The sequence below is a fragment of the Aquibium pacificum genome, from assembly GCF_040839445.1.
In the GTDB taxonomy this organism is placed as follows: domain Bacteria; phylum Pseudomonadota; class Alphaproteobacteria; order Rhizobiales; family Rhizobiaceae; genus Aquibium; species Aquibium pacificus.
Map to the genome: position 1 here is coordinate 74751 of NZ_JBDPGJ010000003.1, position 17644 is coordinate 92394.

16 protein-coding genes and 1 tRNA gene are annotated in these 17644 nt (G+C 65.1%); 8 read left to right on the plus strand and 9 right to left on the minus strand.

From position 1 onward, the window contains the following. Window positions 1-17: 17 nt before the first annotated feature. Complete coding sequence (locus ABGN05_RS12875) at window positions 18-956, minus strand: LysR substrate-binding domain-containing protein (RefSeq protein WP_367954454.1); 939 nt, start codon at window positions 954-956, stop codon at window positions 18-20. A 451-nt stretch (window positions 957-1407) separates the two neighbouring features. Next, window positions 1408-2316, minus strand: coding sequence for a TauD/TfdA dioxygenase family protein (locus ABGN05_RS12880; protein ID WP_367954455.1), 909 nt, complete (start codon window positions 2314-2316; stop codon window positions 1408-1410). A 313-nt stretch (window positions 2317-2629) separates the two neighbouring features. Here ABGN05_RS12880 and ABGN05_RS12885 point away from each other — a divergent pair, with 313 nt between their 5' ends. The 4 genes from ABGN05_RS12885 to ABGN05_RS12900 all read left to right on the plus strand — a co-directional run bounded on the left by ABGN05_RS12885 (window position 2630) and on the right by ABGN05_RS12900 (window position 7270). Further along, window positions 2630-3625 (plus strand): Bug family tripartite tricarboxylate transporter substrate binding protein, encoded by a 996-nt coding sequence (locus tag ABGN05_RS12885; protein WP_367954456.1) that lies wholly within the window; start codon window positions 2630-2632, stop codon window positions 3623-3625. A gap of 85 nt (window positions 3626-3710) precedes the next feature. Further along, window positions 3711-5309 carry a thiamine pyrophosphate-binding protein gene (locus tag ABGN05_RS12890; RefSeq protein ID WP_367954457.1) on the plus strand — a complete coding sequence of 533 codons (1599 nt, stop codon included), beginning with the start codon at window positions 3711-3713 and terminating at the stop codon, window positions 5307-5309. 18 nt (window positions 5310-5327) lie between these two features. Then, window positions 5328-6830: a tripartite tricarboxylate transporter permease gene (locus tag ABGN05_RS12895; protein ID WP_367954458.1), complete on the plus strand. Its 1503-nt coding sequence runs from the start codon at window positions 5328-5330 to the stop codon at window positions 6828-6830. Continuing rightward, window positions 6827-7270: a tripartite tricarboxylate transporter TctB family protein gene (locus tag ABGN05_RS12900; RefSeq protein ID WP_367954459.1), complete on the plus strand. Its 444-nt coding sequence runs from the start codon at window positions 6827-6829 to the stop codon at window positions 7268-7270. The genes ABGN05_RS12895 and ABGN05_RS12900 overlap by 4 nt, the downstream gene beginning before the upstream one ends. A gap of 190 nt (window positions 7271-7460) precedes the next feature. On the opposite strand, the gene ABGN05_RS12905 is transcribed toward ABGN05_RS12900, so the two are convergent. Next, window positions 7461-7536, minus strand: a tRNA-Lys gene (locus tag ABGN05_RS12905). Window positions 7537-7640: 104 nt separating this feature from the next. Beyond that, entirely contained in the window at window positions 7641-8561 is a 921-nt protein-coding gene (locus ABGN05_RS12910; RefSeq protein ID WP_367954460.1) for a PhzF family phenazine biosynthesis protein, read from the minus strand. 167 nt (window positions 8562-8728) lie between these two features. Between ABGN05_RS12910 and ABGN05_RS12915 the strand changes: the two genes are divergently transcribed. The 3 genes from ABGN05_RS12915 to ABGN05_RS12925 are packed head-to-tail and all read left to right on the plus strand — an operon-like array spanning window position 8729 to window position 11948. After that, a complete protein-coding gene (locus ABGN05_RS12915; RefSeq protein ID WP_367954461.1) occupies window positions 8729-10039 on the plus strand; it encodes an efflux RND transporter periplasmic adaptor subunit in 1311 nt (436 codons plus the stop codon). After that, window positions 10039-10740 carry an ABC transporter ATP-binding protein gene (locus tag ABGN05_RS12920; protein ID WP_367954462.1) on the plus strand — a complete coding sequence of 234 codons (702 nt, stop codon included), beginning with the start codon at window positions 10039-10041 and terminating at the stop codon, window positions 10738-10740. The genes ABGN05_RS12915 and ABGN05_RS12920 overlap by 1 nt, the downstream gene beginning before the upstream one ends. Next, on the plus strand, window positions 10740-11948 hold the full coding sequence (locus ABGN05_RS12925) for an ABC transporter permease (protein ID WP_367954463.1): 1209 nt from the start codon (window positions 10740-10742) through the stop codon (window positions 11946-11948). The genes ABGN05_RS12920 and ABGN05_RS12925 overlap by 1 nt, the downstream gene beginning before the upstream one ends. A 2-nt stretch (window positions 11949-11950) precedes the next feature. Here ABGN05_RS12925 and aztB read toward each other — a convergent pair whose 3' ends face one another. The 3 genes from aztB to ABGN05_RS12940 all read right to left on the minus strand — a co-directional run bounded on the left by aztB (window position 11951) and on the right by ABGN05_RS12940 (window position 15558). Beyond that, window positions 11951-12814 carry a zinc ABC transporter permease AztB gene (aztB, locus tag ABGN05_RS12930; RefSeq protein WP_367954464.1) on the minus strand — a complete coding sequence of 288 codons (864 nt, stop codon included), beginning with the start codon at window positions 12812-12814 and terminating at the stop codon, window positions 11951-11953. Window positions 12815-12822: 8 nt separating this feature from the next. Continuing rightward, on the minus strand, window positions 12823-13671 hold the full coding sequence (aztA, locus tag ABGN05_RS12935) for a zinc ABC transporter ATP-binding protein AztA (RefSeq protein ID WP_367954465.1): 849 nt from the start codon (window positions 13669-13671) through the stop codon (window positions 12823-12825). 555 nt (window positions 13672-14226) lie between these two features. Further along, window positions 14227-15558: a DNA polymerase IV gene (locus ABGN05_RS12940; protein ID WP_367954466.1), complete on the minus strand. Its 1332-nt coding sequence runs from the start codon at window positions 15556-15558 to the stop codon at window positions 14227-14229. A 66-nt stretch (window positions 15559-15624) separates the two neighbouring features. On the opposite strand from ABGN05_RS12940, the gene ABGN05_RS12945 reads away from it, so the two are divergent. Continuing rightward, on the plus strand, window positions 15625-16218 hold the full coding sequence (locus ABGN05_RS12945; RefSeq protein ID WP_367954467.1) for a GNAT family N-acetyltransferase: 594 nt from the start codon (window positions 15625-15627) through the stop codon (window positions 16216-16218). Between the two features lie 15 nt (window positions 16219-16233). Here the strand turns inward: ABGN05_RS12945 and ABGN05_RS12950 are convergent, their stop codons facing one another. Together ABGN05_RS12950 and ABGN05_RS12955 are read right to left on the minus strand one after the other, a co-directional pair. Further along, window positions 16234-16887, minus strand: coding sequence for a hypothetical protein (locus tag ABGN05_RS12950; protein WP_367954468.1), 654 nt, complete (start codon window positions 16885-16887; stop codon window positions 16234-16236). A 58-nt stretch (window positions 16888-16945) separates the two neighbouring features. After that, window positions 16946-17626, minus strand: a complete 681-nt coding sequence (locus ABGN05_RS12955; protein ID WP_367954469.1) for a DsbA family oxidoreductase — start codon at window positions 17624-17626, stop codon at window positions 16946-16948. Window positions 17627-17644: the final 18 nt, after the last annotated feature.

Genomic DNA, 17644 nt, shown 5'->3' on the forward strand with positions numbered 1-17644 from the left:
GCAATCAAGTTTCCCGGCTACGAGGGATAGCCGCGATTCTTTTCTCGGCTTTCGTGAATTTTCTGCCGGGTCAGTCCGGGCGACAACTGCTTCATGAAATCGATCTCGATCTTGCGGAGGAACGAGCTCTTGCGAAACGTCACGTACGCGGTGGTGGACGGAAAGAGATCGCTCACGTCGCGCGAGACGAGGTTCCTGTCCCGTTCGGGATCGTAGACGATGGACGCCGTGATCGCGATCCCGAGTCCGATGCCGACATAGGTCTTTGCAACGTCGGAATGGATACCGGCAAACGGTAGGAGCGGCGTCAGCCCTTCCTTCGTGAAAGTGTCGATGATCGTCCGGCTGCCACTGCGATAGCTGTCGTGGCCGATCAGGGGGAATTTCGCGAGCTCTTCGAGCGTTATGGTTTCGAGCTTGGCGATCGGGTGATCTCTTGGAGCGATTACGACGCGCTTGATCTGCAGGATCGGCAGCCAGACCAGCCCCAGGAAGCTCTTTGGCGGTTGGGTGGTCACACCCAGTTCCGCGCGACCTTCCTGGACATTCTCGCAGGCCTCGTTCGGGACGGCCTGAAGCAGTCCTATCTGCACGTCTGGCTGCTTGCGAAGGAACTCCGCGACCACGTTGGGCAAAACGTATCGCGCGAAGGTGTGGGTCGTGGAGATCGTCAGGCGGCCCGCCTTTGCCTCGCTGTTGTCTCCGCGGATCCTCCGGATTTCCTCGACCTTGCGGATGATGCGCTCCGCGCTGCCGATGAACTCCCGCCCGGCGACGGTGACACTGACGATCCTGCTCCGGCTCCGCTCGAAAATATCGAAACCGAGCTCCGTCTCGAGCTGTCGTATCTGTCTGCTGATGCCAGGTTGCGAGGTGTTCAACGCCTCCGCGGCGGACGAGATATGATTGCCCCTGCGATACACTTCGAGAACGTATCTCAACTGATGAAGCTGCATGTCTGATCCGATCGCGACCGTCGGCGGCAGGGGCCAGTATGCCAGATTCCGGAAACGAGCATTAACTGCTGCTGCCGGCAATCGTCTGCGGTATGCACGCCGCCGCGAGAAATCGGAGGCACCTCGGCCGCTCCCTGCGATCCGGTTCCTGCCAGGAAGCGGACGGCGGTTCGTCTGCCGCCTCGGCACAATGCGCTGGCTCGGCACGATGCGCTGGAGGGCAATCCGTGCAGTTTACCCGCACATGTGGAATCAAACGCGGATTCCGCAATGAGAAGGTTCCACGCTCCCTGCGATGCCGCTCGCTTGGCCAGCATATCATGAGATAAGAGCGCGAGCGGCAGACACCTTCGCCGGTTGGAGCAGGGCAAATGTCCTGCTTCGATCGCGCCGGCTCGCCCGCCTGCTACCGGACCGTGGCTTCCTTGCGTCCAGGTGAATGTGCGGCTGTTCAGGCGGCCTGGCGTTGACGAGATTCCGTCAAGCGGCGCTTGGCATCTTCGCCAAGCAGCACGGTGGTCCGGTGCATGAGCCGGCGCTGAGGAAGTGCATAGTCACCGACGGCGAGGTGCTGCGTCGCGTAATTGTCCCAGATGATGAGGTCACCCGGGCGCCACTTGTGCCGGTAGACGAATCTTGGCTCGTTCAGGTATTCGAAGAGTTCGTTGAGCAGCGCCTGGCTTTCGCCTTCCGGCAGTTCGTTGATCTTCATCGTGTAGCCCGGATTGACATAGATCGCCTTGCGACCGGTGATCGGGTGCTTCATCACGACCGGGTGGTCGACGGGTGGGACCTCCTTCACCTGTTCCGAGGTGAGATCGGGCCTGGCGGAGCCCTCGGCCTGCTTGCGCTTGTAGTAGTGAATATAGGAATGGGGCGCCGTCAGTCGTTCGAGCTGCGCTTGGCGGTCGGCCGGGAGGGCATCGAAGGCGGCGCATGCGCTCCGGAAGATCGTGTCGCCAAACGTCCGGTCACCGTCTGGTTCCGGTATTTCGCGGCCGAGCAGCAGCGAACAACGGCAGGGCGTTTCGGTATATGAGGTGTCGGAGTGCCAGATCTGGCCCGCGTCGCCGATTCCGGCCGCCTGGCCCTTGTCCTTGATGTTCGACAGGACCAGCAGATCCGGGTGCGTGTTGGAAAGGTAGGGTTTCAGCACATGCGCCTGCAACTGTCCGAAGCGGCGGCTCAGCGCGACGTGGTCGTCTTCCGACAGCGTCTGCCCTCGAAAGAGCAGCAAGGACGTCGCGTCGAAAGCCTTTTCGATCGCGGAGAAGGTCGCGTCGTCGAGAGGCTTGGAGAGATCGATATCAAGCACTTCCGCGCCGAAGCTTTCACACAGTGGGCGAAGCTTTAGACTCATCGTTGGTTCCTCCCGGGACGAGCATTCCAGCCGAACTGCGCGGAAACGTAGGCGGCCGGATATCGAATGGAAGTGCTTATGAGCCATAGCAGCATTCCAGATGATTCTGGGCATGTTCATTCCCTACGCCGCTGCGCGGGACTAGGCTTTGCAGTGCCGAAGTGCACGTTTCCAGCAACGCCTTCAGTTTTCTTGGGAGGAGACTGACGTACACACTGAAGCGCTCGGCAGACAGCTCCCGGCCAGTTCCGGCGGGTCGGAAATGCTGCTTTGAAGTCCGGCAGGTCAACCTGCCGACAGTGGGAGGATACACATGAAAAAGAAGATTATGTCCTGGTTCGCCTCGGCCACCATGGCTTTCGCACTGGCAGTCCCCGTCGCATTGGGCGTCGTCGGCCAGGCGTATGCCGAATGGCCCGAAAAGCCGGTGAAAATCATCGTGCCATGGTCGCCGGGAGGTATCACCGACACGGTAGCGCGGATCCTGGCACAGGCCTATTCCGACGCCTTCGGCCAACAGTTCGTCGTCGAGAACCAGCCCGGGGCGTCGGGCAACATCGGTGCAGAAGCGGTCGCGAATGCCGAGCCCGACGGGTACACGCTGCTCATGACCAATCCCGGCGCCTTCGTGACCAATCACTTCCTCTACAAGAACATGGCCTTTTCGCCTGAGGATCTGGACGTGATCGTCACCGTGGCCAAGTTCCCCAACGCGCTTATCGTTCACAAGGACGTGCCGGCGAATACGGTCGCCGAGTTCATCGAATACGCAAAAGCCCATCCAGGGGAGCTGAGCGGCGCATCGTCAGGCGTCGGGTCATCCGGACACCTCTCGCTGGAACTCCTGAAATCGATGGCCGGGCTTGATATCGTGCACGTACCTTATCAGGGTGCCGCGCCGACGCGGGTCGACCTGTCCGCCGGGCGTGTGCAAGTGGTCGTCGACAACATTCCCGGCTACATGGCCTCGTTCGAGGACGGTTCGGTCAAGATGCTGGGTGTGGGTACGCGAGAGCGGCTGGAAGATTTTCCGGACGTTCCGACCATCGAGGAGGCCGGAAAGCTCGAAGGCTTCCAGGCGATCGTCTGGTACGCCCTGGCAGGACCCGCCGGGACGCCAGACGGCATCGCAAGCAAGCTAAACGCCGCCACGAACGAGATCATGGCGCGCGACGACATCGCGGGGAAGATGAAGAACCTCCATGCGATCCCGATGGGCGGCAGCCGGGAGGACGCGAAAGCGTTCATCGTCGAAGAGACGACACGCTGGAAGGCAATCATCGCAGCCGCAGGCGTCGAAGCGAAGTAGGCCGGGAACGGATAGCGCCGACCCGCCGCCGGCAAGCCGGTTGCGGGTCGGCCCCCCTTCATCTCTCAAAATTCGAGCAGGTTTCATGACCGAGCAAGGGCTGGGTGCACTCATCAGCGGCCTCAAAGACCGCGGCGTTCGACATATCTTCGGCATCCCCGGAGGCGATTGCGCGCTCGACATCATCGACGCCGCCGAGAAGGCGGGGATCCGGTATGTCCTGTGCCGGACCGAGAACGCGGGGGGTATTTCCGCCGCGGTCACGGCAGAGATCACCGGAGGCCTGGGCGTGATCATGACGACGCGCGGGCCGGGTCTCACCAGCGCTGTCAATGGGATGGCCTACGCCCACCTTGATCGCGCGGCTCTGTTGCTGATCGCCGATCACTTCGACCCCGACATGGATTTTTCCTCGCACCAGCGCATCGACCAGACGGCGATCCTTCAGCCGCTCCTGCGGGGCGCCGGTCGGCTCGACGGCGCCGGATTCCAGCCGGACCTGCCGGTACTTCTCGACCAGGCCTTCGGACAGCCGAACGGCCCGATCTATCTGGAAGTGACGAACAAAGGCATGACCGCTCCGGTGAGCGATGTTTCGGCTTCGACCCCGCGGGCCCCGACTCGTCCGGAGGGTGCCGCCATCGATGCCGCGTGCAAACGGCTGGCCGACGCCCGGCGCCCGGTGATCATCGTCGGCTCCCAGTCCTGCGACGACGCCTCGACGCGCGCGGTGCGTTCGCTGGCCGAAGCCTGGAACGTGCCCGTCTATACCACCTATCGCGCCAAGGGCGTGATGGCGGACAGCCACCCGCTGACCATGGGCCACTATATCGGCGGCGTGGCTGAGGAGGCGGCCTTGCGAGAGGCCGACCTCATGGTCATGATCGGCTTCGACGCCGTGGAGTTTCCCCCCTCGCGGTGGCGCTACAACGTGCCCGTGATCGAGGTCGCGCGCTATGTGGTTGATCGGCGGGTCGTGGAGCCGGAGGTCAGCCTGATCGGCGACATCGCTGCCAGCCTCGATGAACTTTCCGATGCAATCGTTTCGGCCGACTGGGATCCGGACGCATTGGCGGCCACCAAGAGGCAACTCCATGCGGCGGGTGATTCTTCGGGGGAGGGACCGATATCGCCGCAGATGGTGGTCGACGCCGCCCGGCGTGCCGCACCGTCCGACGCAAGGATCGCGCTGGACGCCGGAGCACACATGCTTCCGGTCCTGCATCACTGGGTCTGCGACGAACCCCGACAGACGTTGCTGTCGCGCGGTCTGGCGACGATGGGCTTCGCTCTGCCCGCAGCGCTGGGTTCCTGCCTCGTCGATCCTTCCCGTCGCGCCATCGCCTTCACCGGCGACGGCGGCCTCATGATGTGTGCCGGAGAGCTCGCGACGGCGGCGCAGCATGGTTGCCGTCCCGTGACCGTCGTTTTCAACGACTCCTCCCTGACGCTGATCAGCGCAAAGCAGGAGCGTCGGCAATTCGCCAGCAACGGCGTGGACTTTTCCCCCTCGAACTTCGCGAAGGTCGCCGAGGGTTACGGTTGTGCCGGGTTCCGCGTCGAGGTGCCCGACGAACTGGACGGTGCCTTCGAGGCGGCGTTCGCCAGCGACAGGCCCGCGGTGGTCGACATCGTGGTGAACCCGCATGGCTATCGCAAACAGCTTCTCTCGCTGCGCGGTTGAGCCGGGCCGATGGACAGCATGGCAAACATTGTGCTCGGCTTCCAGACGGCCCTGGGGCTAACGACACTACTGGCCTGCGCGGCCGGCGTCCTGCTCGGTACCTTCATCGGTGTCCTTCCCGGCATGGGCCCGATGGCGGCGATCTCCATCCTGCTTCCGCTGACCTTCTATCTCCAGCCGACCGACGCCCTGGTGATGCTTGCCGGCATCTACTACGGAACGCAGTACGGCGGTTCGACGGCGTCGATCCTGCTGAACCTGCCCGGTACGTCGACATCGGTTGTCACCTGTCTCGACGGCTATCCCATGGCGCAGCAGGGCCGCGCGGGGCTCGCCCTGTTCATCACCACGATAGCGTCCTTCTTCGGAGCGACCATCGCCATCATCGTGATGACCATCTGCGCTCCGGTTCTCGCCCGTGTGGCGCTGGGCTTCGGCTCTCCCGAGTACTTCTCGATGATGGTTCTCGGGCTGGTCGCGGCGTCCACCATATCAGCGGAGTCGCCCTTGCGGGGACTGGCAATGGTGGTGTTCGGGCTGTTGCTGGGCATGGTTGGAACCGACGTCATGTCCGGCGAGCGGCGGTTCGTCTTCGGCCTCCAGCCGCTTTTCGACGGCATCAGCCTGGTGCCGATCGCGATGGGACTGTTCGGCGTCGCCGAGGTCGTCGCGAACTATGCACGTCCGCGCGAAAGCGCGACAGCGCGCACGATTTCGTGGCGTTCGATGATGCCCAGCCGATCCGAGATGAGGTCGTCCGTGGGTCCCGCGCTCAGAGGCACTGCCGTGGGGGTGGGTTTCGGTATCCTTCCCGGCACCGGCTCCGCAATCGCCTCCTTCATCGCCTATGCGCTCGAGAAGCGGGTCTCGAAGGATCCGTCGCGTTTCGGCAGGGGCGCGATCGAAGGGGTTGTCGCACCAGAAGCGTCCAACAACGCTGCTGCGCAGGCTGCGTTCATCCCGACCATGACGCTCGGCATTCCGGGCGACGGGGTCATGGCTCTCATGCTTGCCGCGCTGATGATCCACGGCATCATCCCCGGGCCAGGCGTGATCACGTCCAATCCCGAGCTCTTTTGGGGCCTGATCGCGAGCTTCTGGATCGGGAACGTGCTGCTCCTGATCCTCAACATTCCGCTCATCGGCATCTGGGTCCGGATGCTGTCGATCCCCTACCACGTGCTGGCGCCGTCGATCCTCTTTTTCATGTGCATCGGCGCATTCAGCATCCGAAATCTTTCCTTCGACGTGTTCCTCGTCATCATCTTCGGTGCAGTCGGAGTGGCCATGACGCGCCTGCGCCTGCCGGCGGCACCGGTTCTGCTCGGATTCATCCTCGGCCCGCTCATCGAGGAGCATCTGCGCCGCGCCTTGCTGATCGCTCGAGGCGATCTGTCCGTCTTCCTCACGCAGCCGATCAGCGGCGCCTTTCTCTGCATGGCCATCTTCCTGACGATCTGGAGCCTGACGGCTGCGCCGCGGCAGCGGATGCGCGAGCGGCGTCTTGGAGCAGGAGCATGACGAAGCAGCGAAGTCAGAGCCTGGCGGCGGGCGCCTGTCTCGGAGCCATCGGACTCTTTGCCGCCGTCGAGGGCAGCCAATTCGAGTTCGGCAACCTCATGACCGTGGGACCGGGCATCCTGCCGCTGTTTCTTGGCCTGGTGATGATCGGCTTCGGCATTTTCATCGCAACCGAGAGGAGTTCGCCGGAAGGCGAACGTTCAGCGCCGCTGAAACCCTTGGTCGCAATATTCGGAAGCCTTTTTGCGTTTGCACTTCTCATTCGCAGCGCCGGCCTGGTGCCAGCCACGTTTTCCCTCGTGCTGGTCGCTGGCCTGGCAGAGGCGAGGTTCCGTCCGATACCGTTGCTTGCGACAGCCGCCTTGCTGGCGCTATTCAGCTACCTGGTCTTCATCAAGGCGCTCGGCCTTCCCTTCGTGCCTTTCGTATGGCTGGGTTGAAGCTGGGTCAGCGGACTGACGCGGGAGAGTTGTAGAGGGAGCGTGCCGCGTCACCCACGGCAAGGCTCAGGTTCTGCGCGAACATCGCGGATCACCTTGGTGGCTAAAGGCATTCTGATCAAACACGTGAAAGGCCCTAAGGCCCATTCACACAGCGCTTTAGGCCCATTCACACAGCGCTTTAGAAAATTGGTGGGTGATGTAGGGATCGAACCTACGACCCGCTGATTAAGAGTCAGCTGCTCTACCAACTGAGCTAATCACCCACGGCGCCGGTGTCGCGTTCCGACGCCGACGTGGCGGCTACATAGCGGCTCGCCCGCACCTATGCAACCCTTTCCGGGCCGACTCTTTTTGCCGGCCGGCGCGATCAGACGGACAGGGTGCCCTCGGCAACTTGGACCGCGTGTCCTCCGATCCGGGCGGCGCCGATGCGGCGATGTTCGACGTCGATCTCGAGCCGGATCGCAGACGGCCGTGCCATTTCGACCCCTTGTTCGATCCAGACCCGGTAGGCACCGTCCACCGGCTCGTCGTAACGCATGATCTGGCCCGCAAAGGCCGCCGCCGCGGCTCCGGTCGCCGGATCTTCGGGGATACCGTCATGCGGGGCGAACATCCGGGCATGGAAACCGCACGCGTGGTCGACCGTCTCTCGGCAGTAGAGATAGACATAGGACACCGTCGACCCGACGCGCGGGGCGATGTCGAGCCAGGCGGAGGCGTCGAGTCCTGCGCGGGCGGCGGCATCGAGCCCGCTGACGGGAACAGTCACGAACGGAACGCCTGCCGTCCATGTGGCCGGCCGGTGATTCTCGAAGCCGATGTCGCTTGGAGAAAGTCCCAGCGCGGCGGCGATCAGTTCGGGCTCGGCCGACAGCGACACCGGCTCCGGCAGTCGCGGCAGGTCGAATTCCGCGAATGCCGCGCCTCCTCCGGACCGGGTGACGGCACAGCGCACCGGGCCGACTTTTTCCTCCAGGACGAGGATTGCCGCCCCGCCCGTTCTCTCCTGCATCCCGTCGCGCTCGATGAGGGCGATGGCGGTGCCGACCGTGGGATGACCGGCGAAGGGCAGTTCCGAGCGCGGCGTGAAGATGCGGATCGCGGCGGTGTGGATGCCGTTGGCGGGCCGTCCGACGAAGACGGTCTCCGACAGGTTGAATTCGGCCGCGATCGCCTGCATTGCCTCTCCGGAAAGGCCCTCGACGTCATGGACGATCGCAAGCGGATTGCCAGCCAGGGTGCGATCCGTGAAGACGTCGTAGATCTCGTACCGCCGTCGCGTCATCCGCCGATCTCCTTTGTTGTCGCCCGGCTGACATAGCGCAAAGATGAGCAAAAATTAATTTGTAATATCCGCGCACTGGCCCAATCTGTGGCCGGAGGTGACATGCCAGAATGTCCGTTCGCGACCGCCGCGATGTGATCGGCTCTGGAAAGCGGAGAGGGTTCGGCATGGACCAGATCGTCGAGCGGCCGAAGCAGGCCGAAACCCAGGGACAATCGATCGAGAATGCGCTCGGCCTGGACGGCGGCTCCCGCCGCCGCGGGCGGCGCTGGATATGGCTCGTCCTTTTCCTTCTCGTGGCGGCGGGGGGGACTTACGCCTGGTGGTCGACGGCGGGCGGAACGGGGGACGTGGTGGCTTACCAGACGGTGCCCGCCGAGCGCGGCGACCTGACCGTCGAGATCACGGCGACCGGAACTTTGCAGCCGCTCACCCAGGTCGACGTTTCGAGCGAACTCTCCGGCGTCGTGCGCGCCGTTCCCGTCCAGGAGAACCAGACCGTCGCCAAGGGCGACGTGCTTGCCGAACTCGACACGACCCGGCTGGCCGCCCAGGTCGAGCGCGCCGAGGCCTCGCTGCAGGCAGCCGAGGCGAAGGTCAAGGAAGCGCAGACCACGCTGAAGGAGACGGAACAGACGCTGGCGCGCACGCAGAGCCTTTCCGGACGCGGCATGGTGACCGAACAGGCGCTGGAAGGCGCGGTCGCCTCCCGCGATCGTGCCGAGAGCGGCGTGGCGACGGCCGAAGCCAACCGGGCGATCGCGAGGGCGGATCTGAAGCTGCAGCGGGCCGACCTCGCCAAGAGCACCATCTACGCACCCATCGACGGCATCGTCCTGACCCGCGACGTCGATCCCGGCCAGACCGTGGCGTCGTCGCTGTCGGCGCCGGTGCTGTTCGTGATCGCGGAGAACCTCGAGACTATGATCGTGGAGGCGGCGATCGACGAGGCCGACATCGGCGCCGTGGCCAAGGGCCAGGACGCCCGTTTCACCGTCGATGCCTTTCCGAACCGCCGCTTCGACGCGACGATCTCCGATATTTCCTTCGCTTCGGTCACCACCGAGGGCGTCGTGACCTATGACGCCAGGCTGGCGGTCGACAACTCCGATCTGGCGCTGCGGCCGGGCATGACGGCGACCGTCTCGGTCGTGACACGCGAGGCCAACGACGTCGTGCTGGTGCCGAGCGCCGCCTTCCGTTTCCGTCCGCCGGCGACCGAGCGCAATTCCGGCGGCTTCGGCCTGCAGGATCTATTCGGCGGGCGCCGCATGGGCCGTATCTTCGAAAGGCGGGAGCCCACCGTCTCGACCGACGGTTCACGCACGCTTTACGTTCTGCGCGACGGCCAGCCGACGGCGACGCGGGTTCGCACCGGCTCGACGGACGGCGAGAACACGGAGATCGTCTCGGGCCTCGAGGAGGGTGACCTGGTGGTCACCGGCATCGGCCAGCCTGGCGGCCGGGACCGACGCTGATGCCGAAGCCGCTCCTGACATTTACCGACGTCTGGAAGACCTATGGCCACGGCGAGGCGCAGGTCCATGCGCTCGCCGGCGTGAACCTCGCCATCGAGCGGGGCGATTTCGTCGCCATCATGGGGCCTTCGGGATCGGGAAAGTCGACAGCGATGAACATCATTGGCTGCCTCGACACGCCGACGCGCGGCACCTACGCCTTCGATGGCGTGGATGCCGGCCGGCTGGACCGCAGCCGCCGCGCCATGCTGCGCAATCTCTACATCGGTTTCGTCTTCCAGGGCTACAACCTTCTGCCGCGAACCACGGCTGTCGAGAACGTCGAGTTGCCGCTCGTCTATCGCGGCGTGCCGCCGCGCGAAAGGCGGGGCAGGGCGCTTGCCGCGCTCGGCAGGGTCGGCCTCGAAGGACGCGAAAACCATACACCGGCAGAACTCTCCGGCGGTCAGCAGCAGCGCGTGGCGATCGCGCGGGCGATCGTCTCGGAACCGACCCTGCTCGTGGCGGACGAGCCGACCGGAAATCTCGACACCGCGCGCAGCCACGAGATCATGGAGCTTCTCACCGAACTGAACCGCGAGAAGAATCTGACCATCGCCATGGTCACGCACGAGTCCGACATCGCGACCTACGCCGAGCGCGTCGTGAAGTTCGTCGACGGCAGGATCGCGGCCGACAGCCGGGTCGAGGAGCTGGCCTGATGGTGTGGGAGACCATCCGCCTCGCCCTGATCTCCGTCCGCCGAAACGCCCTGCGGTCGTTCCTGACGCTGCTCGGCATCGTCATCGGCGTGGCGGCCGTCATTGCCATGATCACGATCGGCTCGGGCACGACAGAAAAGGTCAAGGCCGACATCTCAAAGCTCGGCTCGAACCTCCTCGTGGTGCGCTCGGGCAGCGGCGGCGGACCGGGCGGGCCTCGCGTCACCGCGCGTCCGCTGGCGGAAAGGGACTATGCGATCCTCGCCACCAAGCTCGACGGCGCGAAGGCGATCTCGGCGGCGTCGCAGTCGATGGCCCGCGTGGTGTTCGGTGCGGAGAGCATCACGACCGCGATCACCGGCACGGACACGCATTATTTCGAGGCGCGCGACTGGTCGTTGATCTACGGGCGCCCTTTCAACGAATCGGAGGTCCGTTCGGGCGCGAGCGTTTGCGTGATCGGCAAGACCGTCAGCGACCAGTTCTTCGGTACGGGCGATCCGACCGGCACGACGATCCGCGTCAAGCAGATGAGTTGCAAGGTCATCGGTCTCCTGGAATCCAAGGGCTTCTCCGGTTTCGGGCAGGACCAGGACAATCTGGTCATGATGCCGCTCGCTGCCTTCCAGCGGCGGATCGCCGGCAACCGCGAAATCGAGACGATCTACGTCGCCGGGCGCGACGATATTCCGACGTCGACCATCCAGGCGAACATGGAAGATCTGCTGCGCGAGAGCCGGCGCATCGCGCCCGACGCGGACGACGATTTTTCTGTGCGCGACATGACCCAGATCGCCGACGCGATGGCCAGCACGACGACGACGATGACCGGGATGCTCGGGGCTGTCGCGGGCGTCAGCCTGCTCGTCGGCGGCATCGGCATCATGAACATCATGCTGGTCTCGGTGACCGAACGCACGCGCGAGATCGGCATCCGGCTGGCGATCGGCGCGCACGAGAAGCACATATTGCTGCAGTTCCTGGTCGAGGCGACCGTGCTTTCGGCGATCGGCGGCTTGTCGGGGATTGCGCTCGGCCTCGGTATTGCGGGGGCGGTCTCGTCCCTGCTCGGCCTGCCGTTCAGCCCGTCATGGCTGATCGTACTGCTCGCCTTCGGCTTCTCGGCGCTCATCGGCATGGTCTTCGGCTTCTTCCCGGCGCTGCGCGGGGCCCGGCTCGACCCGATCGACGCGCTCCGGCACGAGTGAGCTCATGCGGTCCGGTGGCGGTGCCGCACGCGCTCGGCCAGCACGCCGCGGCTGCCGAACAGGATCGATGCGAGATAGATCGCGCCCGCCGACAGGATGATCGCCGGACCCGACGGCAGCGCGAAATGGTAGGACAGCAGGAGCCCGGCGACGCTGGCGATCATGCCGATTGCGACCGCGAGCAGGCACATCGGTCCGACCCGGATCGACCAGAAGCGCGCGGCCGCGGCCGGTAGCATCATCAGACCGACCGAAAGCAGCGTTCCGAGCGCCTGGAAACCGCCGACGAGATTGAGCACCACGAGCCCGAGGAAGGCGAAGTGGACTGGCGTGCCGATCCGGCTGACGGAGCGCAGGAAGAGCGGGTCCAGGCATTCGGCGATCAGGCCGCGCCACACGACGAAGAGGGTGACCAGCGTGATCGCGCAGATCGACCCGATCAGCGTCAGCGCCTCGTCGTTCAGCGCCAGGACGGTGCCGAAGAGCACCTGCATCAGGTCGACGCTGGAGCCGCGCATCGAGACGATCAGCACGCCGAGCGCCAGCGAGATCAGGTAGAAGGCGGCCATGGAGGCGTCCTCCTTCTGCAGCGTGAAGCGCGAGACCGCGCCCGCGCCCAGCGCCACCACGACGCCGGCAATCAGTCCGCCGACGGTCATCGGTACGATCTCCAGCCCGAACAGCAGGAAGCCGATCGCCGCACCCGGCAGGATGGCATGCGCCATGGCGTCTCCGGCCAGGCTCATGCGCCGCAGCATCAGGAAGACGCCGACCGGGCAGGAGGAGACGGACAGGAGCAGCGCCCCGAGCAGAGCGCGCTGCATGAACGAGAATTCGAGGAACGGAGAAACCAGAGCCTGGTACATGCCGCCGCTCACATGATCCCGCGGCGCCTGGCGGCGTCGCCGGCATGCGCATGGTGAGCATGACCATGATGGCTGTCCAAGCCATCAAGGACAATGGAACCGCCCTCGGCGTGACCATGCTCGTCGTCCGCCTCGCACCAGGGCGCGTCCTCGCTCCATGCCTCGTCGAAACCGCGGGCGCGCGAGAGGTTTTCCGGCAGGAGAACGTCCTGCGTCCTGCCCCAGGCAACGAGCCCGCGGGCAAGGATCAGCGTGTCGGGAAAATGACGCCGCACCAGGTCGAGGTCGTGGACCACCACGAGCACCGTGCGCCCTTCGCCGTGCCAGCGCCTGATCAAGGCGAGAAGATCGCCGACCGTCTGGGAATCGACGGCGTTGAACGGCTCGTCGAGCAGGATGATGTCGGCGTCCTGCACCAGCACGCGCGCGAAGAGGGCGCGTTGCAGCTGTCCGCCCGACAGGGTGTCGATCGGTCGCTCCTCGAAGCCCGTGAGCCCGACCGCCGTCAGCGCCGATCTGCACCTTTGGTGGTCCTCGGGGGTATAGCGGCCGAGCAGCCCGCGCCGCCGCCACAGCCCCAGCCGTACCAGATCGATGACGCGCGCCGGAAAGGAGCGGTCGATCTCGCTCTGCTGCGGCAGGTAGGCGATGCGGGCGCCGTCCGGCAGGCGCACCGCGCCGGCCATGGGCGGCAGCACGCCGACGATCCCCTTCATCAGTGTCGACTTGCCCGAACCATTCGGCCCGACGATCGCGGTCAGCGAACCGCGCGCGACGTGGCCGTCGAGGTGATGCACGGCCGGATGTCGGTTGTAGCCGAGCGTCAGGTCGGCGAAGGCGAGGGCGGGTTCGATCATGGGCGTTCCAGGGATGCGCCTAGCGGATGGCGACCGCGCCTCGATATGTGATGTTATTACATCCGTCAACGCGGATCGGGCGCTCCGGGAGCCTGTAAGATAGGCGCCGGGATCCCAACGGCTATTCTAGAGACCGTGCGATCTCGGTATCCAGCGCCTGTGAATTCTATCCCTGAATAAGCCAAGCCTGAGCTTCGGCCTCGCCAGGCCAAGCATGGTCCTCGGGAGTTTGTTTGCGAACGCCTTGCACATACACGAACCCAATACCGCGGTAGATTGTCGTCCATTGATTATCCGGTTGCCGGATTTCCGAGCGCCAGAGTTCGCGATCTCCGTTCGTGCCGATCAGTGTATGGTTTCGCTCCTGCATTCTTGTGCCTCCCATGGTTGAGTATGCCGCGTATGTGGAGGTTGTTGATGCCGTTTCAAGCAGCGATTCCAAAAACCTACAAGATTTGAGTAGATGCGCGAAGAGGCCATGTAGTTCAGTAGAAAAATTGGCGAGATGCAATGGACGCCGAATTGAGGCGAATATTACCCGCGCGCGCTCAATGCTCAGGAATCGCCGTCGCGCTGCGGGCGTGCATTGCGGCCCTTGCCGAAGGTGTAGCCGGTCTCGACGGCTGTCCTGCCGAACTTGTCGCGCAGATCGTCGATCGCGCCTTCTGCCAGCGCGCGCTTGCGCGCCTTCAGGTCGACGAGGTCGGGTGGATCGGCCCTGGCCGCGTCCGAGAGGTCGCTGACGCCGATTCCGATGAGCCGATAGCGGGTTCCGTCGGTTTCCTTTCGCAGGAGTTCGAGACCGGTGGAGAAGATCCGGTCCGCCAGCCGCGTCGGATCGGCAAGCTGCCGGTTGCGCGTGCGGATGCGGAAGTCGCTGGTCTTGAGCTTGAGCACCACCGTGCGCCCGGCAATCCCCGATTTCTTTAGCCGGGAGGAGACCTTCTCGGAGAGAGCGCGCAGCACCGGCACCAGATCCTCCGGGGAGGCGAGGTCAGTGTCGAATGTCGTCTCGGCCGAAACGCTCTTGGCCTCGTGGTCGGCATGCACGCGCCGCTCGTCCATGCCGCGCGACAGGTGGTAGAGCCGGTCGCCCATGGTGCCGTAGCGCTTCATCAGATCGCCGCGCTCCATCTTCTGGAGCTGGCCGACGGTGCGGATGCCGTCGCGTTCCAGCACCTCGTCGAAGGCCTTGCCGACTCCCCAGATCAGCGTCACCGGCTTGTCGGCGAGGAAGCCGACGGCCTCCTCTTCGCCGATGACGGCAAAGCCGCGCGGCTTCTGCGTGTCGGAGGCGATCTTGGCGAGGAACTTGCAATAGGACAGCCCCACCGAGGCGGAGATCCCGACCTCCTTCTCGAGGTTGCGCGCGAAGCGGGCGAGCACCAGCGCTGGCGGCATGCCGTGCAGCTTCTCGGTGCCGGCAAGATCGAGGAAGGCCTCGTCGATCGAGATCGGCTGCACCAGCGGCGTCAGCGCCTGCATCATCTCGCGTACCTGCCGCCCGACCCGGGCGTATTTTTCCATGTCCGGCTTGATCACCACGGCCTCCGGGCAGGCGGCGAGCGCCTTGAACATCGGCATCGCCGACCGCACGCCGTTGATCCGGGCTATGTAGCAGGCCGTCGAGACAACGCCGCGCTTTCCGCCGCCGATGATGACGGGCCTGTCGCGCAGTTCCGGGCGGTCCCTCTTCTCCACGGCGGCATAGAAGGCATCGCAGTCGATATGGGCGAGCGACAGCCGGTAGAGCTCCGGATGGCGCGCGAGCCGCGGGCTCCCGCACGCCTCGCAGCGGCGCGGTAACGCGTCAGCCTGGCGCGCGAGGCAATCGCGGCAGAAACCGGCAAGAGGATTGTTGACAGCAGGCGCCATGGCTGCGAACATAAAGAGAACAAATCGCATGATAGTCGAGGCACACCGCCGGGGCAAGGCAACCGGAAAGGAGACGTCATGTCCGCTGTTGAAAGCCACGCGACGGTCGTGCGGCCGCTGACGCCCGAGCTTTGGCCGGCGCTCGAAGAGCTGTTCGGGCCGCAGGGCGCCTGCTACGGCTGCTGGTGCACGCACTTCCGCCTGCCGCCGGCGAAGCGCCGCGAGAACAATCGCGAATCCAACAAGGCGCATCTGATGAACCGGGTGGAAGCCGGGCCGCCGCCGGGCCTGCTTGCCTTCGACGGCGACCGCGCACTCGGCTGGATGCAGATCGGACCACGCGCCGACGTTCCCGAGTGGAACAATGCCGGCCGGGTTTCGGCGCCGATCGATCCCGCCGAAACATTCGACCCAGGCGCATGGGCGATCTCGTGCTTCTTCATCCGGTCGAAGGCGCGCGGCCAGGGGTTGAGCCATCGGCTGGTCGCCGAAGGCATCCGCTATGCCCGCGACAATGGCGCACGCGTGCTGGACGCCTGTCCGATGGACCAGTCGAAGAGTTCCCGCTCCATCGGTCTGTTCGTCGGCTCGACGCGCGTGTTCGAGAAGGCCGGCTTCGAGAAGGTGGCCGGCCGCAAAGCGGGCCGTCCGCTCATGCGGTTGATCCTGTAGGAACGGGTTCGATCGTCAGACGCCGAGAGCCGCGGCGATTCGGGGGCCGGCGTCCTGCCAGTCTTCCACGACGACCACCCCGTCCGGAGGTGCGGGCAGAAGTTCGCGCAGCGAGTTGTCCGCCATCAGGTGAAACGCGTGCGTCTCCGGCACCGTCTCCAGCGCGGACAGAAGGTTGCGCGGCTGGTCGTCCACGAAGGCGACGGGCCGGCCGCTCGTGCCGCGCAGGCTGCGGATCGCCGGACCCTTCGCCATCTCGGTGGTGACCAGCGGGTAGGGCAATCCCAGGCTGTCGAGATAGGTCCGCCGCGTCTGGCGGTGGCGGTGTGGCATGGCCGTCAGCATGACGATCTCGACCCGGTCCGCGAAGCCCGTCATCGCGTCGGCCGCGCCTTCCAGCAAGGTCTGCCATTCGGCCTGCGCGACGAAGAAGGCGTCGATCAGTTCGGCGATCTGTGCCTGCTCGGCTGCAAGCCCCGTCTCGACGTGGTGGATGTTGCCGAGGAGGCGGAACGTGCGCAGGCGCAGTTCATAGCCGTGGCGCGCCAGGAAGCGCGGAAACGGCCCGATGAAGTCGAGCACGACGTCGTCGACGTCGAGCACCAGCAGCGGCCGCTCGTCCAGCGACAGCTCGGCTATCTGCCGCGCCGTTTCGGGATCGTCGCTCATGACCGTCCGGGAAGTTCGAGAAGAGGCCCGAACCTTTGGCTGTCGGCGGGAGAGGCTGTCAGGGCGCCGTCTCCAGTTCTCCCCGGGCCTTGAGATCGGCCACCTGCCGGATGGCGTCGGCGAGCACTTCCGGGTCCTGCGCGCCCATGACGGCATACTTGCCCTCGATGAGGAAGCAGGGCACGCCGCGCACGCCCATCCGGGCCGCTGTGGCGATCTCCTCTTGGACCGCATCGCGGTCGGCGTCGGTCGGCAGCAGCGCCTCGACGACCGCCGTGTCCATGCCGGCTTCGCGCGCTGCCTCGATCAGCACCGAAGCGTCGCCGATGTTCTGGCCTTCCTGGAAGTAGAGTTCGAACAGGCGCTTCGCCAGGCGGTCCTGCACGCCGGGACCCGCCGAGCCCGCCCAGCGCAACACGCGGTGGGCGTCGAGCGTGTTCGGCGAGACCTCGATCGCGTCGAGCGCGAACGCGATACCTTCCTGCGCTCCGGTTTCCTTCAGGCTCGTGTGCATCTGCCGGAGCCGCTCCTCGCTGCCGAACTTCGCCAGCATGTAGCTCCTGCGCTCGCGTCCCTCGGGCGGGATCGAAGGATCGAGCTGGTACGGTCGCCAGCGCACGTCGACCTCGACGCCGTCGACCATCTCCAGGGCGCGATCGAGGCGCTTCTGCCCGACGAAACACCAGGGGCAGACGACGTCGGAGATGATGTCCACGCTTACGCCGGTCCGGTTGTCCATGATCGCCTCCTTGCGGTC

What these genes read in the sequence shown, in the direction of transcription:
- ABGN05_RS12875 (WP_367954454.1), bottom strand. Translation starts at nt 956, where the DNA reads ATGCAGCTTCATCAGTTGAGATACGTTCTCGAAGTGTATCGCAGGGGC.
- ABGN05_RS12880 (WP_367954455.1), bottom strand. Translation starts at nt 2,316, where the DNA reads ATGAGTCTAAAGCTTCGCCCACTGTGTGAAAGCTTCGGCGCGGAAGTG.
- ABGN05_RS12885 (WP_367954456.1), top strand. Translation starts at nt 2,630, where the DNA reads ATGAAAAAGAAGATTATGTCCTGGTTCGCCTCGGCCACCATGGCTTTC.
- ABGN05_RS12890 (WP_367954457.1), top strand. Translation starts at nt 3,711, where the DNA reads ATGACCGAGCAAGGGCTGGGTGCACTCATCAGCGGCCTCAAAGACCGC.
- ABGN05_RS12895 (WP_367954458.1), top strand. Translation starts at nt 5,328, where the DNA reads ATGGCAAACATTGTGCTCGGCTTCCAGACGGCCCTGGGGCTAACGACA.
- ABGN05_RS12900 (WP_367954459.1), top strand. Translation starts at nt 6,827, where the DNA reads ATGACGAAGCAGCGAAGTCAGAGCCTGGCGGCGGGCGCCTGTCTCGGA.
- ABGN05_RS12910 (WP_367954460.1), bottom strand. Translation starts at nt 8,561, where the DNA reads ATGACGCGACGGCGGTACGAGATCTACGACGTCTTCACGGATCGCACC.
- ABGN05_RS12915 (WP_367954461.1), top strand. Translation starts at nt 8,729, where the DNA reads ATGGACCAGATCGTCGAGCGGCCGAAGCAGGCCGAAACCCAGGGACAA.
- ABGN05_RS12920 (WP_367954462.1), top strand. Translation starts at nt 10,039, where the DNA reads ATGCCGAAGCCGCTCCTGACATTTACCGACGTCTGGAAGACCTATGGC.
- ABGN05_RS12925 (WP_367954463.1), top strand. Translation starts at nt 10,740, where the DNA reads ATGGTGTGGGAGACCATCCGCCTCGCCCTGATCTCCGTCCGCCGAAAC.
- aztB (WP_367954464.1), bottom strand. Translation starts at nt 12,814, where the DNA reads ATGTACCAGGCTCTGGTTTCTCCGTTCCTCGAATTCTCGTTCATGCAG.
- aztA (WP_367954465.1), bottom strand. Translation starts at nt 13,671, where the DNA reads ATGATCGAACCCGCCCTCGCCTTCGCCGACCTGACGCTCGGCTACAAC.
- ABGN05_RS12940 (WP_367954466.1), bottom strand. Translation starts at nt 15,558, where the DNA reads ATGTTCGCAGCCATGGCGCCTGCTGTCAACAATCCTCTTGCCGGTTTC.
- ABGN05_RS12945 (WP_367954467.1), top strand. Translation starts at nt 15,625, where the DNA reads ATGTCCGCTGTTGAAAGCCACGCGACGGTCGTGCGGCCGCTGACGCCC.
- ABGN05_RS12950 (WP_367954468.1), bottom strand. Translation starts at nt 16,887, where the DNA reads ATGAGCGACGATCCCGAAACGGCGCGGCAGATAGCCGAGCTGTCGCTG.
- ABGN05_RS12955 (WP_367954469.1), bottom strand. Translation starts at nt 17,626, where the DNA reads ATGGACAACCGGACCGGCGTAAGCGTGGACATCATCTCCGACGTCGTC.